This is a genomic window from Sulfurisphaera sp., from assembly GCF_059755235.1.
Window position 1 is genome coordinate 192,512 of sequence record NZ_DBPRYF010000048.1, and the last position, 15,774, is coordinate 208,285.

The window sequence follows — 15,774 nt, forward strand, 5'->3', positions numbered from 1 at the left end:
GAGAGATTAGATTAAATAGATTAGGGATTAAGTATGCGTATAGTTTATGATGATGTAAGGGATCTAAAAGCAATCATTCAAGCATTACTAAAGCTAGTTGACGAAGCACTCTTTGATATTAAGCCAGAAGGAATACAGCTGATAGCAATAGATAAGGCACATATTTCACTAATTAAAATTGACTTACCTAAAGAAATGTTTAAAGAATATGACGTTCCTGATGAATTCAAATTTGGGTTTAATACTCAATATATGAGTAAACTTTTGAAAGTGGCAAAAAGAAAAGAGGAAATAGTCATAGAAGCGGAAACCCCAGAAGTAGTAAAGTTAACATTAAGCGGAGCTTTAAATAGGGTATTCAACGTTAATAACATAGAAGTATTACCACCTGAAGTACCAGAAGTAAACTTGGAATTTGATGTAAAAGCTTCAATAAATGCTAGTGGCTTTAAGAATGCCATAGGAGAGATTTCAGAAGTTTCTGACACTTTATTAATTTCTGCTAATGAAGAAAAAATAATAACAAAAGGCGAGGGGGAAAACAAAGTAGAGGTTGAATTTTCAAAGGAAACTGGAAGTATAAATGAAATAGAGTTTAATAAAGAGTGCTCTTCGTCGTACGATATAGATTATTTAGATGATATAATTTCTTTGACAAAATTATCGGATTATGTTAAGGTAGCGTTTGCGGAGCAAAAGCCTATGCAACTAGAGTTCAATATGGAAGGAGGGGGGAAAGTTACTTATTTGCTTGCCCCCAAATTATCTTAATGAAAATAGAAACTGCGTTAATCGGAAGCTATCCAAAACCGGTAAAAATAGCAAAGTTAATTTCAAAATATAATAATGGAAAATTAAGTGATGAAAAGTTTTTGAAAGAAATTGAAAAATTTATGGATAATTTCTTTTCAATGATGGACTCTTTCGAAGTAGACTATACTACGGATAGCATGATAGAATGGGATGACATAGAGGATTTAACATATTCATTTATAAAAGGAGGACAAAAAGAAGTTTTAACAAGATTTTTTGATAATAACTTCTATTATAGGCAAATAACTATAAAAAATAGACTAGAGTACAAGGAAAATAATACATACATAAAATACTTTGAGATGGCCAAAGAGCTATCTAAAAAACATAAAGCAAAGCTTAAAGCTGTTATTCTAGGACCCTTAACGTTTCTTAAACTTTCTAAAGATGAGTATTACAAAAAGGAAGATGAGCTAATGAGAGATTATGCAAAAATACTGAATGCCTTACTTTCTGAAATAAAAACTGATATTATTGAAATACATGAACCTTCAATATTTCAAAAGGGCATCAAAAAAGAAACCCTAGATTTATTGCCAGAAATTTATAATGTAATACTGTCCAATATTAACGCTGAAACACATTTACTAACATACTTTGATATAAACTTTAACAGATTAGAATACTTCCTTAAACTACCTGTTACTGTTTATGGATTCGACGTTACTGAAAATAACAAAAATAAACTTGGTAAACTTTATCAATTACTAAAGAATAAGGAAGTTTATTTCGGTGTCTTAGATTCTAGAACTACTAAAATGGAAAAAATTGTTACTATAAAAAGAATAGTCTCAAGCGCAAATGAGAAAGGAATTTCAAGGCTGATCCTTGGAAACTCGTCGTTTAATGATTTTATTCCAGAGATTGTAGTTCAGAAAAAATTTAAATTATTACAAAAAGCTAAGGAGATGGTCTTAAATGGATGAGCTCCCCATTTTACCTACTACAGTTATAGGTAGTTATCCAAGACCTAAGTGGCTTAGAGAATCAATTAGGTTACATAAAGCTGGGAAGATATCAGATGAAGATTTACAAGAGGCATTTGATGATGCAGTAATAACGGTACTGAGAGATCATCAACTCGCTGAAATTGATGTACCTACTGATGGTGAGATGAGAAGAGATGAAATGGTTGAGTTTTTCGCTGAAAGACTAGCTGGATTTAAATTTTATGGCCCAGTGAGAGTATGGGGAACTAATTATTATAGAAAACCGTCTGTTGTCGGAAAAGTGGAATATGTAAAACCTATGTTGGTAGATGAATTCTTATTTGCAAAATCAGCATCGTATACTGAAAATCTAAAGATAACCATCACCGGGCCATATACAATAGCTGAATGGTCGTATAATGAGTATTATAAAAGCAAGAGAGATCTAGCATTCGATTTAGCTAAAGTAATAAATAGTGAAATGAGAAAACTTATAGAAGCTGGAGCTAAAATAATTCAAATTGACGAGCCTGCAATACATACTCATAAAGACGAAGTTGAGTGGGCAATAGAATCCGTAAACGAAGCTATTAAAGGAATAAACGTAAAGGTTGTCATGCACGTCTGTTATGGTGAGTATAGCTATCTAGAACCTTATCTAAATAATTTGAACGTAGATCAAATTAATCTAGCTTTGAAAAATTATGATTATGAACCGGTTAAATTATTTACTAAATGGGATAGAGAAATAGGAGTTGGTGTAGTAGATGTTCATAAAAAGAGAATAGAGACACCAGAGGAAGTAGCAAATGATCTAAGAATGTTGCTAAATTACTTTAAGCCAGAAATGATCTGGGTTAATCCTGATTGCGGAGTAAAACTTTTACCTAGAAAAATAGCGTTCCAAAAACTATATAATATGTCTAAAGGAACGCAAATTGTAAGAGAAGAACTTAAAAAGAAGGGATTTAATACTACTTCACTAAAACCTTTAGTTAATAGGTGAAGCTTAGTGAATAAGAAGAGACCTAATGGAAAATCACATTCAACTAGACCAGTAAGAAGTGGATCCCCTAAGTGGGTAAGATTTACCAGAGAAGAAGTAGAACTGCTAGTCGAGGAGTTAGCAAAAAAAGGATATCCACCTAGTATGATCGGACTAATTTTAAGAGATCAGTATGGAATTCCTCTAGTAAAACAAATTACTGGTAAAAAAGTAGTTCAAATACTAGAAGAAAAGAATTTAGCTCCAAAGATTCCAGAAGATTTATTCAATCTTATAAGGAGAGCAGCTAACGTTAGAAGGCATCTATTTGAGCACCCAAAGGATAAAAAAGCAAAAAGAGGGTTAGAAGAAATAGAATCTAAGATAAGAAGAGTAGCTGCATATTATAAAGAGAATGGAGTATTACCACCAGAGTGGAGATATGAACCAGAAAAAGCAGAATTATTAGTCTCTGGTACTCTTTAAACTATTTTCTACTCTTTCTTTTAGAATTTCTGCTACTCTTTCATCTATACCTATAGTATCTGCAATGATTATTTTTACATTTTTTATCTCAGCTAGTTGCTTAGGAATATCTCTTTTAAAATGAGTTCCCGCAGCAAACAGTAATGGTACTACGACGATTGTATCTGCTCCTTTATTAATTAATATTTTTGCCGCCTCGGTTATTGAAGGTGTATTAAATTCTATAAAGCCATATTCAACTAAATCAAAATATTTTCTCAAAAGATTGGCATATTGAACTGCTACATCTTGCCATTCTTGAATTTTACTTCCATGTAAAACTAATAGTACACCAAGCATACGTATTTTATGTAACTTCGATTTTAAATACTTGTATTCTAATTTACCTTACCAAGGGATAATAACTTGCCAGACTTTAAAATTGTCATATCTGATCCACAAACTAAAGAGCCTAAACAGAAAAAGGTAAAGGTAAAAGTGTCTGACCAAGTTCAATCGATTCAAGGAGAAAAGGAAGGAAAAGCTATACCTTCTGCAAAAATAAATCAAAAGCTAAAAGAAGAGCTAGGAATAGACAATTTACTTACAATCGAAATAACCAAACAAGAGGGGGATAAAAGAGTAAAAGTGAAAACACCATTCAAAGTAGAAATTAATAATGATGTACCACCAGATGAAGTGTGGATCTCCTCGACTATGGCAGAAAAATATGGATCAAATGAGTTTGAAGCTATAGCATATAGAACTAAGTCTTTTCAATTATCAATAGATCAGTCAAAGCTGAACAACTTAATTGGGTCAAAAATAGGTGATTCGGTAGAACTAGTTGTATCTGGTTTAAACTTCAAGCTGAAAATTACTGGAGGATCAGATAACTCCGGATTTCCTATGAGATTTGATGTGCCTGGTGGAGCTAAAAGAAAACTACTATTAAGTGGTCCACCAGGTTACCACCCCAAAGAAGACGGAATGAGAAAGAAAAAGACTGTTCGCGGTAACATGGTCACTCCGGAAGTAGTTCAGATCAATACTGTAATAATTAGGTGATAATTCTTTTGTCTTGGCCACAAGTTCAACCAGAAGTCAATATAGGTGTAGTAGGTCATGTAGACCATGGTAAGACTACTCTTGTCCAGGCTATAACGGGCGTCTGGACATCTAAACATTCTGAAGAGTTAAAAAGAGGAATGACAATAAAGCTTGGTTATGCCGAAGCAAGTATTGGAATCTGTGAACATTGCAATAAACCAGAAGCATATACAACAGAGTATTCATGCAACCAATGCGGAAGTGACGAAAAACCAAAATTTCTAAGAAAAGTATCTTTTATTGATGCTCCGGGTCATGAAGTCTTAATGGCTACAATGTTATCTGGAGCAGCGTTAATGGATGGAGCGATACTTGTAGTTGCTGCTAATGAACCTTTTCCACAACCTCAAACGAGAGAACATTTTGTTGCATTAGGTATCGTAAATATCAAAAACATAGTTATAGTTCAAAATAAAATAGATGTCGTAAGTAAAGAAGAAGCTTATAAACAGTATAAGCAAATTAAAGAGTTTATAAAAGGTACCTGGGCTGAAAATGCTCCAATAATTCCAGTAAGTGCGTTACATAAAATAAATATAGACTCATTAATTGAGACTTTAGAAACATATATTCCTACTCCTCAAAGAGACTTAACAAAAGACCCAATAATGCTTACCATAAGAAGTTTTGACATTAATAAACCAGGCACTCCTTATAACGAACTAAAAGGGGGAGTTTTAGGGGGTAGTATAATTCAAGGTAAGTTGTCAATAGGAGATGAAATAAAGATACTCCCTGGAATCAGACATGAGAAACCAGGGGGAAAAGTTGAATATGAACCTTTATACACGACTATAACTTCTCTCCGTTTTTCGGATCTAGAAGTAAAAGAAGCAAAACCTGGGGGACTAGTTGCTATAGGAACAACCTTAGACCCTTCATATGTTAAAGCGGATAGTTTGGTTGGAAGTGTAGTAGTAAAGGCTAATAATGATACCGTTAAGACAATGTGGAATTTAAAGATTACAAATTATCAGCTCCTTGATAGGGTTGTAGGTGCAAAAGATCTAATAAAGGTAGACAATATTAAGAAAAATGAGGTAGTTATGCTAACACTAGGTTCTGCCACAACATTAGGTGTAGTTAAAAACATAAAAGGCGGAGATGTAGAAATTGAATTAAAGAGACCATTAGTAGTATGGGATAAAGATTTAAGAGTTGCAATAAGTAAACAAGTTACTGGAAGATGGAGATTAGTGGGTTGGGGAATAATAAAGATCTAGGAGTAGTTGTAGATACAAACATTCTTCTTTATATTTACTATGGTCTGGATCCATTTGCTAAGCTGATTCAATTCTTAGACTATAAACCTATTTTCTACGTTCCAAAAATTGTCCTAAAGGAATTAGATAAGTTCCTTAATTCTAAAAGTGTATTAATGAGTAAGAAAGCAAATTTGGCCTTTAAGTACTTAGATATTTACAAAACTTATTGGAAAACAATTGAGGGCTATGAAAACATGCTAGTAGATGATGGGCTGATTAGAATGTGTAAAGATAACAATCTAGTACTGTTCACAAATGATAGTAAGCTTAGACAAAAAGCAAAAGAAAAAGGAATTAAAGTTATTTACCTTAGACAGAAGAGTAAAAATATAAAGGTAGATTTTATTATCTAGTCTGATATTTTATGTTTAAACTAATTAAAGCAAAAGGAGTTATTCGGATACCTCCAGAATATTTTGGTCAACCGCTAGATGATATTGCACTTCAAATATTAAGACAAGAATACCAAGAAAAAATGTCAAAAGATCTTGGTTTAATATTAGCTGTCTTAAACGCAAAAACTAGTGAGGAGGGTTACATTTTGTTTGGTGATGGAGCAACTTACCATGAGGTAAGCTTCGAGTTATTAGTTTTCAACCCTGTCATCCAAGAAGTAGTTGAAGGAGAAGTTAACCAGGTAGATAGTTATGGTGTTTATGTTAATATTGGGCCAGTTGATGGTTTAGTACATATATCACAAATTACAGATGATAATCTTAAATTTGATCAGAATAGAGGAATTTTAATAGGAGAAAAAAGCAAGAAAACTCTACAGAAAGGAGACAGAGTAAGAGCAAGAATTATTAGCGTATCTACAAGTGGAGGAAGGATGCCTAGAATAGCATTAACGATGAAACAACCTTATCTAGGAAAAATAGAATGGATTACACAAGAACTAGCGAAGGCGAGTAAGTAATGCCAGAAAAGAATAAGGAATTTAAGGCTTGTAAAAACTGTAGAGCATTAGTACCACCAGATACTCCTAAATGTCCAGTCTGCGGTTCAACAAGTTTTAGTGACGAATGGGAAGGCATAGTAATAATACTTGATACAGAATCAGAGACAGCTAAACTGTTTGGGGCTTCAGTACCTTGGAGATACGCAATAATAGTGAAATAGACTATTGTTTTCAAATGCCTGGATCTCTAAAAGATGAACTCTCAAGACCCTATGGGTTTTTATTTACAAATAATAACTCACTAATCGAATTTTTACATAAAAAGAAAAATAACAGGGTTATAACCATAGGCGATGTAGTAACTTCAACGCTAGAAAGTATTAATATTATTCCTTTTCTATCTATAATTGACGGAAAAACAAAAAGATATATACAAATGAAAATAATTAAAGAAAATTCAATTCATGTCAAAAATGAAAAGTCATTAATAAGGCTCTCTGTTATGAATTTAATTCAAAAAATATTAAATGACGAAATTAAAATGGATAAAAATGTTATACTAGTTGATGGAGAAGAAGATTTATTAGTAATTCCGGTAATTCTTTTTGGTAAAAATAATGATATAATTATTTATGGACAGCCAAATGCTGGAGCAGTATTGATAATAAATAACCTTTTTGTAAAACTTAGAGTAAAACAAATACTTGAAAAATTTATTGTAAAAAAATGTTAAAATCCGACCTGCGCGGGGTCATCACTAGTCAGCCCTTTCGAGCCTCTTCATGCTCCATATTTTTCTGCTCTATTAGAGTAGTTTAGCAATATATTAAGTACATCCAAGCCTCTTATTCTAAGAGAGCCTTTTCTAGCTTCTCTCTCATTAAAATCAGCGACATTATCTACTATAACACTGTAAGGAACATAAAGTAGGAAAGGTACAGGATCACCTCTATGTTCTTTTACTTCTACTGGAGTAGCATGATCACCAGTAATTCCGATAATTAATTCACTTCCAAATTTATTAAGTATTCTGCCGATAATTTCATCCATTTTTTGAATTGCATAGACTTTACCATCAACATTACCATCATGAGATGCTGCGTCAGTAGCTTTAAGATGAAGAAATACAAAGTCATATTCTTTAAGTAAATCTACAGCAGCATCGGCTTTTCCTAAATAATTTGTATCTAAACCACCAGTAGCACCTGGAGGTGTAACAACTTTCATTCCTATTTGCTCACAAATGCCTTTAATTAATGCAGTAGCTGAAACAGCTGCCGCGTTTAGTTTAGTATATGATTCGAATTGAGGAAGTTCAACAAATTCTGCCGCACCTCTAACTAAAATTATATTTGCTGGTAATTCTCCCTTATTTATCCTTTTTTTATTTATCTCTGAGCTATTTAGTATCTCGTATATTCTTCTAGTTAATTTGTTAACCACATTTGCTGTGAATTGACTTTCCGGTGAAGAATCTAAAGGTTTACTTTCCAAGACTTTTTTATTAACTTCATGAGGGTCTGTATCGCTTACTTTATCGCTTAATCCTTTGCCGCTCAAAACGACAGCAACTCTATGTTCAGTACCATGATAAAATCTTACTTTGATACCGTCTATCTCTCCTATTTTATCGTTAAGTTCCTTAACTAATTCATCAGCTTCCTCAATTTTTCTTCCAGCTCTTCTATCAATAACCACTAAATCATTATTCACCGTGGCAAAATTACCTCTAAAAGCTACATCACTGCCTTTTAATCTGGCACCTGCACCTATAGCTTCAAATGCACCTCTTCCTCTATAGTATTTATGAGGATCTAAACCAAACATAGATAAATGGGAAGTGTCGCTTCCGGGAATAACTCCAGGAGAAATAGGATCCATTAGACCAACAATTGAATTTTTTAGAAGTTCTTTAATATTGGGCTTTTCAACATACTCTAATGGGGTCTTTCCGTTGAGCTTCTTTACTGGCCTGTCTCCAAGTCCGTCTCCTATAAAAAATAATATCTTATATTGCTTCATATAACTGACCTCTTTAATTCTTTTGCCATTCTTTCATATCTCTGAATATCAGCTTGTGTTACACTGGGTCTTACAAGATCTAAAGCTTTGTTAAAATCATCTTTTGTAACAACTATTTTACTCTCGCTCATACATTGTCTCATTTTATTTAAATAACAATCTTGACCATCTTTACACTCATCTCTTGCATTTTTATCGCACTCGGAATAAGCTCTCCTCATAGCATTTATAGCAGCTTCTCTAACTAGAGCTTCTATGTCTGCTCCAGTGTAGCCTTCTGTTTTTTCTGCTAACTCATCTAATGATACATCCTCAGCCAATGATACATTCCTTGTGTGCACTCTTAGAATATCTTTTCTAGCACTCTTATCTGGTGGAGGAACATAGATAAGCCTATCAAATCTACCTGGTCTCAACAAAGCAGGATCAAGTATATCTGGTCTGTTAGTAGCAGCAATAACTACAACCCTATTCAAGGGAACAATTCCATCCATTTCTGCCAGCAGTTGGTTAACTATTCTTTCTGTTACTCCACTATCTGATGATATCCCTCTCATTGGTGCTATTGCATCAATCTCATCAAAGAATATTATTGTTGGTGCTGCTTGTCTTGCCTTCCTAAATATTTCCCTAATTGCTTTTTCACTCTCACCAACCCATTTAGAGAGTATTTCTGGCCCTCTAACAGCTATGAAGTTTGCACCACTCTCAGTAGCAACAGCCTTAGCTAGCATAGTTTTACCAGTACCAGGTGGGCCAAACAACAAAATACCCTTTGGCGGAGTTATGCCAGCTTTATTGAACGCATCGGGGAATCTTAAAGGCCATTCTGCCGCTTCCCTTAATTGCTGTTTTACTCCTTCTAATCCGCCAATATCTGACCAATGAACTTTTGGTACTTCTACATAAACTTCTCTAAGTAATGTTGGTTGTATGCTTTTCATTGCTTCTAGGAAGTCTTGCATAGTTACTTTAAGTTCCTTTAATATATCCGCTGGTATTTTCTCTTGTTCTAGGTTAATTTTCTTCTCGGCTATAAATCTTCTTAATGCATTTAGAGCTGCTTCCTTCGCTAGAGCTGCTAAATCAGCTCCGGTATAACCATAAGTTATCTCTGCCAGTTTATCTAAATCTACATCATTATCTAATGGCATATTCCTAGTGTGAACTTGTAATATTTCTTTCCTACCTTTAGTATCTGGTGGCTTTATTTCAATCTCTCTATCGAACCTGCCGGGTCTTCTTAGTGCGGGGTCTACTGCATCAGGTATATTTGTTGCTCCAATTACAATAACCTTTCCTCTCCCTTTTATCCCGTCCATTAGTGTAAGAAGCTGTGCCACTACTCTTCTTTCTACCTCTCCCGTTACCTCTTGTCTCTTTGGTGCAATAGAATCTATCTCGTCAATGAAAATTATTGATGGTGCATTCTTTTCAGCTTCTTGGAATATTTCTCTTAACCTTTGCTCACTTTCACCATAAAATTTACTCATTATCTCTGGGCCGTTAATTGTGTAAAAGCTAGCTCCTACTTCATTAGCTAAAGCTCTAGCAAGTAGTGTTTTACCGTTACCAGGTGGGCCGTATAATAGAACTCCTTTCGGTGGCTCAATTCCTAGTTTCTGGAATAGTTCTGGATGTCTTAGTGGCCACTCAACAATTTCTCTTATTTTTTGTTTTGCATCTTCAAGATCTCCTATATCTTCCCAAGTAATCTTTGGATATCCTCCTAATTCACTTTCCTTTGCTGGTTCTTCTCTTATTTCAATGTTTGTTGAATCTGTTACATAAACGTAACCAGAGGGTTGTGTCTCAACTACAACTAAGTCTAATGAACCGCCGATAGTTGGTATCGGTATAGTTTCCCCTTTTGTTAACGGTTTGTTCATTAGCAACTCATATTTTACATACTCAGGGAAGGAGGAATAGAAAGATATCGTCTGCTCTACTGGTGCCAATACGACTTTTGCTGCAGGTCTAACATTGGCTTTTCTAACGTTGACATCGTCACCAACACCAACACCAATAAACTTCCTAATATTACCATCAATTCTTATTTCGTCATCAGAAATACCCTCTGCGGGCATCGCTTGCGCTGGTACAGAACCTTTAGGTCCTATTATTTCAATATAATCTCCAGGCTCTATACCAAGTTTTTTCATTGCATAATCCGACAATCTTGCAATCTTCTTACCAACATCTCTTTGCCTTGCTTCACTTACTCTTAACGTAATCTCTTGGCTCATTATTTTAAACTATGCAATCTTTTAAATAAGTCTAACTTTTACATAAATTAGTGAACGAGAACTTGGAAAACCAAAATTCACTTAAAATTCCTCCCTCATCAATTTACATGAATTCATGCCCTAATTGTGGTAGTTCGATCTCAGCAGAGAGATTATATAAAGGTTCTGTGTGTAATAACTGCTTAGAAAAAGATGACCAATTTGACGATATAAAAGAGTTAGTAGATGAGTTGTATAACTTTGGTAAAATAAATAAACTTAAGGACATAATGGATATATTAAAAGAGTATGAGTCTTTTAGGTCTCTCTTTAGTAATATTATAGGATTCCCACCATTTGGCCCTCAAAAAAGTTGGATTATAAGAGTATTACGAAAAGAAAGCTTTGCTATCATCGCTCCTCCGGGTTTAGGAAAGACAACTTTTGGCATAATATCATCGATTTATTTCTCACGAAAAAATGGGAAATCGATATTAATATTCCCTACAAGGAGTCTAGTAAAGCAAGCAGTAGATAGAATATCGGAATTTACTAAAAAGGTAGAAATTGAAACAAAATTGCTTTATTACCATTCAGGTTTAAATGAGTCACAAAGAGAAGAGCTTTATAAGTCACTAATTAGTGGAGACTTTAATATTTTTATCTCTACAAATAGATTTATAATAGACAGAATAAATGAGATAAAAGGCGTAAAATATGACTTTTTATTCGTGGATGATGTAGATACTGCATTAAAATCAAGCAAAAGTGCAGATTCTATCCTTAACTTAGCTGGGTTTTCAAAGGAAGATATAATAGCGGTAAAAGATATACTAAGAAAAGCTAGAGAAGATGAAAGTGCATACACTAAAATCCAAGAAATAAGAGGAAATAAGTTAAAAGGAAAAACCATTGTATTTTCATCAGCCACATTAACGAAAGGGAATCCAGTGCTATCTGCTTTGATGGGATTTCGACCTGGAAGCTCTATGATATATATAAGAAAAATAATTGATACGTATACAAGATTACCTAAAAATGATAATGATGTATTGAAATTACTGAGAATTCTTCTTAAAAAGTTAGGAGATGGAGGACTTATTTTTGTACCCGTAGACAAAGGGCAAGAGTATGCTAAGTGGTTAGAACAACAACTGGCAGATTTAAACGTCGCTATGATTACCTCATCGCAAGCAAACAAAATTGATGAATTTGCTAAAGGCAATCTTTATGCTTTAATCGGTTCCGCTACTCATTATGGTATATTAGTAAGAGGGATTGATATCCCTTGGAGAGTAAAATACGCGATATTTGTTGGGATTCCAAAGTTCAAATTTAAAATAGGAGATATAATGAACATTGTAGCTTTATCAAGGATATTAAGTATTTTAGGTATAATAACAAAAGATCGAGAGATAATTAATTTAGCTAGAAGGGTAAGAGGAAAATTAAGAAAGCTAAGTCCTGCAGCAATAGCTATGTTAACTTCTCAAGCTAGAGAAGGAAAACTAGAAGATGAAACCTTACTACAAGCTTATGAAGTTGCTAACAAATATCTTAAAGATAATGAGATTTTAAATAAGGTGGCTGAACTTGGAGATTTAGTGATTTCTTCTGGAAACATACTTATACCAGATTATCTTACGTATATACAGGCAAGTGGAAGAACATCAAGAATATATGGAGGAGAACTCACAACAGGTTTATCAGTTTTACTTGTCGATGATGATAACTTATTTAGAATATTAAACAAAAAACTCTCACTAGTTCTTGATGACATAACATGGCACGAATTAGACATAGAGAATGATAGGATCGGTGGTGAAAGTTTACATGATATAGTAAGCAAGATAAACGATGAAAGGAAAAAGATATACAAAATTAAAACTGAAGGAGAAGTAGAACCTTCTCTACAAAGAGTTAAGACTGTTTTACTTATAGTAGAATCCCCCAATAAAGCAAAAACTATTTCTAACTTTTTTTCGAAACCAAGCGTACGTCAAATTGAAAATATTAGAGCATATGAAACAGTTCTAGAGGACAAAATACTAATTGTTGCTGCTTCTGGAGGCCACGTCTATGATCTAACTACACAAAATATAGGCATATATGGTGTAGATGTATCAAGAAAGAATAATCATTATGACTTCACACCTTATTATAATACCATAAAAAGATGTAAAAATGGACATCAGTTCACCGATTATAAAGATAACAGAAAATGTCCAATCTGTGGTACAACAGAAATAATCACAGATAAAACTATGACAATAGATGCCTTAAGAAAACTGGCTTTAGAGGTAGATGAAATCTTAGTAGGAACCGATCCAGATACAGAAGGAGAAAAAATAGCCTGGGACATATATTTAGCACTAAGACCTTTCAATCCTAATATTAAGAGAGCGGAATTTCATGAAGTTACAAGAAAAGCTATTTTACAGGCTATAAACAACCCAAGGTCTTTCAATGTATATTTAGTAGAGTCTCAGATAGTTAGAAGAATTGAAGACAGATGGATAGGTTTTAAATTAACTGAAAAGGTAAGGCAATATATAAGTGGAAATCCAAGCGTAAAATTTAGAAAAGAATATATTAACAATTTGAGTGCTGGAAGAGTTCAGACTCCGGTCTTAAACTGGATAGTAACTAGGTATGAGTGTTACAACAATCATAAACTAAGGGTATACTACACGACTATTGAATTAGAGGAAAATCAAAAATTAAGTTTTTATGTAGTTAAAAATCATGATGCTTCAATTAGAAAGAGCTCCAAAGTTTGTATTAAAATCAAGAGTGCAGAAAAAAGAGAAGATACAATAAATCCTTTACCACCCTACACTACCGACACATTATTGTATGACTCAAACACCTTCTATGGAATATCAGCACAAGATACGATGAAAATTGCGCAAGATTTATTCGAACTAGGTTTAATCACATATCACAGAACAGATAGTACAAGAATATCAAATACTGGAATAGGAATAGCTGAGAATTATCTTAAGGAAAATTTGGGTGATGAATATAGTAAGGTTTTCAAACCTAGAAGTTGGGGGGAAGAAGGAGCACATGAGGCTATACGACCCACTAGACCATTAGATGAAGATCAACTGAAACTATTAATTGATGAAGGAGAATTAGAATTAGCAAAAAAGCTTACTAATAATCATTTCAGAATTTATGATCTTATCTTTAGAAGATTTATTACGAGCCAACTAGTACCATTAAACATTATAAAGGAAAGGATAGAATATGAAGGATACGAAGACTGTGAAAAAGAAGAGACTAAATTGTTATTATTACAAAGTGCTTCAGAGTTTATTACTGCCATAGATTTTCCCTTGAAACAAGCGGATTATTCTAAGTTCCTTTATCTACCTACAACTAGAGTAATTAAAGGTAGTATAGTAGATAAAATTAGAGGGAAAAAAGAATTCGAAGCTAAATTACAAGGTTCATTTGTAAAAAGTCTCATTATTGAAGGTTCGCAGATAAAGGATTTTATAGATCTTTATACTCAAGCTGATATAATCAGCGAGATGAAAAAGAAACAAATTGGAAGACCGAGTACGTACGCTACGATAATAAATACTATCCTTAAAAGAGGTTATGTCCTTGAGAGTAAAAAAAGCAAAAAACTCATTCCAACGGCGTTAGGCATAGAGGTAAATAAGTATTTAAATCAAAACTTTAGTAAGTTTGTATCTGAAGAAAGAACCAGAGGTTTACTGTGCTTGATGGATAAGATAGAAACCGGAAATGAGAATTATATAAATGTATTAAATGAGATTTACAAAGAGATAAGTGAAATTAGGTGATATTATGTTAATCGGTTTATTACATCTCAGACTGAGGGAAATGTCAAAAAAATATAATATAGAAAAAGCTAAGAAATTAATAAAGACAGCCAAAGATAAAGGAGCTAAAGTTGTAATATTACCTTCATTATTCCCTGTGGGAAATATCTTTGAAGTATACGAGAATGATAAAAAATCAAAGAGCATAATAAGAAATTTAGCGGAAAAAATACCCGGGAACGTAACAGATACATTGATTCACTTATCAATGGAAGGAGAGGTTCATCTAATAGTCGGACCAATTCTTGAACAAGCAGGACCTAAAATATTCCTTACAACATTAATAATATCACCTCAAGGTGAAATTTTAGGAAAATACAGAAAGATTATTACATCGGTAAAAGATGTAAGATTAGGTATTTCATCTGGAAAAGAACCAGTCTATATGACGCTAGATAAAAGATATGGGGTAATATCAGAAGACGACATATTTTCGCCAGAGATAAATAGGCTATTAGCACTTGGTAATGCTGCCGCTATTATAGGAACTGTAAAAGCCTATCCAAGAAATGGCTACGATATAATTAAATATATGACCATAGCAAGAACGCTAGAAAATGGATTACCATATATTATAGTAGGAGAAACAATAGAAGATGAAAGCGGAGAAATTATAGGATCGTCTCCAACATTTGTAACTAGCGTGAATTCGCTAATATATAAGCAAGCAGAAGAGGACGATACAGTAGTATACGTTGAATCAACCGTGTTAACCCAAGATAGTGGAAAAGAAAGGATTGGAGGAATAAATAACATAGAAAATATACTTCAAGGTTTTTGCAAAAATATTAAGAAGATAAAGACAGTAGAAGAAAGAAAGAAAACAGAAGATCAAAAAGAAGAAGAATAATTAAGATGCAGCTATATATACTGCAGTTCTTCTATCTTTAGCAGCTACTTTTACTACTCCTTGTCTCTCTAATTCTTCAAGTATTTTCTTTGCAACACTTATCGTGACATTTAGTTTTCCAGAGAGCACATAAGGAGTAACTATACTTTCTTTCTTCAACTCTTCTTGGACTTTTTTAAGTGTCTCATTATCTACAACTACATTTTTGCTAGTTAATTCCTTACCTGTTTTTGTAGTAGATCTCTTCTGTTGTTTCTTCTGTTGCTCTTCATTCATTTTCTTTAATCTCTTCTCTACATTAGATATAGGTTTCTTATTAGCACCACCCATTTAATGCACCATTTTATTAGTATGA

16 protein-coding genes are annotated in these 15,774 nt (G+C 33.4%); 12 read left to right on the forward strand and 4 right to left on the reverse strand.

Features of this window, described 5'->3' with window-relative positions; translation table 11 throughout:
* Positions 1–33: 33 nt before the first annotated feature.
* Genes pcn through AC3OCB_RS09880 form a run of 4 tightly spaced genes read left to right on the forward strand, consistent with a single transcriptional unit; the run spans position 34 to position 3,213 of the window.
* Positions 34–771, forward strand: coding sequence for a proliferating cell nuclear antigen (pcna) (gene pcn, locus AC3OCB_RS09865; protein ID WP_498342283.1), 738 nt, complete (start codon positions 34–36; stop codon positions 769–771).
* Entirely contained in the window at positions 771–1,739 is a 969-nt protein-coding gene (locus AC3OCB_RS09870) for a uroporphyrinogen decarboxylase/cobalamine-independent methonine synthase family protein (protein WP_498342284.1), read from the forward strand. The genes pcn and AC3OCB_RS09870 overlap by 1 nt, the downstream gene beginning before the upstream one ends.
* Positions 1,732–2,748 carry a methionine synthase gene (locus AC3OCB_RS09875; RefSeq protein ID WP_498342285.1) on the forward strand — a complete coding sequence of 339 codons (1,017 nt, stop codon included), beginning with the start codon at positions 1,732–1,734 and terminating at the stop codon, positions 2,746–2,748. The genes AC3OCB_RS09870 and AC3OCB_RS09875 overlap by 8 nt, the downstream gene beginning before the upstream one ends.
* 6 nt (positions 2,749–2,754) lie before the next feature.
* Positions 2,755–3,213, forward strand: coding sequence for a 30S ribosomal protein S15 (locus tag AC3OCB_RS09880; RefSeq protein WP_498342286.1), 459 nt, complete (start codon positions 2,755–2,757; stop codon positions 3,211–3,213).
* Here AC3OCB_RS09880 and AC3OCB_RS09885 read toward each other — a convergent pair.
* Positions 3,193–3,552 carry a CbiX/SirB N-terminal domain-containing protein gene (locus AC3OCB_RS09885; RefSeq protein ID WP_498342287.1) on the reverse strand — a complete coding sequence of 120 codons (360 nt, stop codon included), beginning with the start codon at positions 3,550–3,552 and terminating at the stop codon, positions 3,193–3,195. The genes AC3OCB_RS09880 and AC3OCB_RS09885 overlap by 21 nt on opposite strands.
* A 66-nt stretch (positions 3,553–3,618) precedes the next feature.
* Here AC3OCB_RS09885 and AC3OCB_RS09890 point away from each other — a divergent pair, with 66 nt between their 5' ends.
* Genes AC3OCB_RS09890 through AC3OCB_RS09915 form a run of 6 tightly spaced genes read left to right on the forward strand, consistent with a single transcriptional unit; the run spans position 3,619 to position 7,198 of the window.
* Positions 3,619–4,260, forward strand: a complete 642-nt coding sequence (locus AC3OCB_RS09890; RefSeq protein WP_498342288.1) for a 30S ribosomal protein S6e — start codon at positions 3,619–3,621, stop codon at positions 4,258–4,260.
* 8 nt (positions 4,261–4,268) lie between these two features.
* Positions 4,269–5,525 (forward strand): translation initiation factor IF-2 subunit gamma, encoded by a 1,257-nt coding sequence (eif2g, locus tag AC3OCB_RS09895; protein ID WP_498342289.1) that lies wholly within the window; start codon positions 4,269–4,271, stop codon positions 5,523–5,525.
* A complete protein-coding gene (locus tag AC3OCB_RS09900) occupies positions 5,504–5,920 on the forward strand; it encodes a type II toxin-antitoxin system VapC family toxin (RefSeq protein WP_498342290.1) in 417 nt (138 codons plus the stop codon). The genes eif2g and AC3OCB_RS09900 overlap by 22 nt, the downstream gene beginning before the upstream one ends.
* 11 nt (positions 5,921–5,931) lie before the next feature.
* Positions 5,932–6,483, forward strand: coding sequence for a DNA-directed RNA polymerase (locus tag AC3OCB_RS09905; RefSeq protein ID WP_498342291.1), 552 nt, complete (start codon positions 5,932–5,934; stop codon positions 6,481–6,483).
* The gene (spt4, locus tag AC3OCB_RS09910) at positions 6,483–6,686 is read left to right on the forward strand and encodes a transcription elongation factor subunit Spt4 (RefSeq protein WP_498342292.1); all 204 of its coding nucleotides are present in this window, start codon (positions 6,483–6,485) and stop codon (positions 6,684–6,686) included. Before AC3OCB_RS09905 ends, spt4 begins: the two co-directional genes overlap by 1 nt.
* Positions 6,687–6,700: 14 nt before the next feature.
* A complete protein-coding gene (locus AC3OCB_RS09915) occupies positions 6,701–7,198 on the forward strand; it encodes a GTP-dependent dephospho-CoA kinase family protein (protein ID WP_498342293.1) in 498 nt (165 codons plus the stop codon).
* Positions 7,199–7,245: 47 nt separating this feature from the next.
* Here the strand turns inward: AC3OCB_RS09915 and AC3OCB_RS09920 are convergent, their stop codons facing one another.
* Together AC3OCB_RS09920 and AC3OCB_RS09925 are read right to left on the reverse strand one after the other, a co-directional pair.
* On the reverse strand, positions 7,246–8,487 hold the full coding sequence (locus AC3OCB_RS09920) for a 2,3-bisphosphoglycerate-independent phosphoglycerate mutase (protein ID WP_498342294.1): 1,242 nt from the start codon (positions 8,485–8,487) through the stop codon (positions 7,246–7,248).
* The gene (locus AC3OCB_RS09925) at positions 8,484–10,733 is read right to left on the reverse strand and encodes a CDC48 family AAA ATPase (protein WP_498342295.1); all 2,250 of its coding nucleotides are present in this window, start codon (positions 10,731–10,733) and stop codon (positions 8,484–8,486) included. Before AC3OCB_RS09925 ends, AC3OCB_RS09920 begins: the two co-directional genes overlap by 4 nt.
* 107 nt (positions 10,734–10,840) lie before the next feature.
* Between AC3OCB_RS09925 and rgy the strand changes: the two genes are divergently transcribed.
* Together rgy and AC3OCB_RS09935 are read left to right on the forward strand one after the other, a co-directional pair.
* On the forward strand, positions 10,841–14,530 hold the full coding sequence (rgy, locus tag AC3OCB_RS09930) for a reverse gyrase (RefSeq protein ID WP_498342386.1): 3,690 nt from the start codon (positions 10,841–10,843) through the stop codon (positions 14,528–14,530).
* Between the two features lie 4 nt (positions 14,531–14,534).
* Positions 14,535–15,419: a carbon-nitrogen hydrolase family protein gene (locus tag AC3OCB_RS09935; RefSeq protein ID WP_498342296.1), complete on the forward strand. Its 885-nt coding sequence runs from the start codon at positions 14,535–14,537 to the stop codon at positions 15,417–15,419.
* Here the strand turns inward: AC3OCB_RS09935 and AC3OCB_RS09940 are convergent, their stop codons facing one another.
* Positions 15,420–15,749 carry a 30S ribosomal protein S25e gene (locus AC3OCB_RS09940; protein WP_498342298.1) on the reverse strand — a complete coding sequence of 110 codons (330 nt, stop codon included), beginning with the start codon at positions 15,747–15,749 and terminating at the stop codon, positions 15,420–15,422.
* Positions 15,750–15,774: the final 25 nt, after the last annotated feature.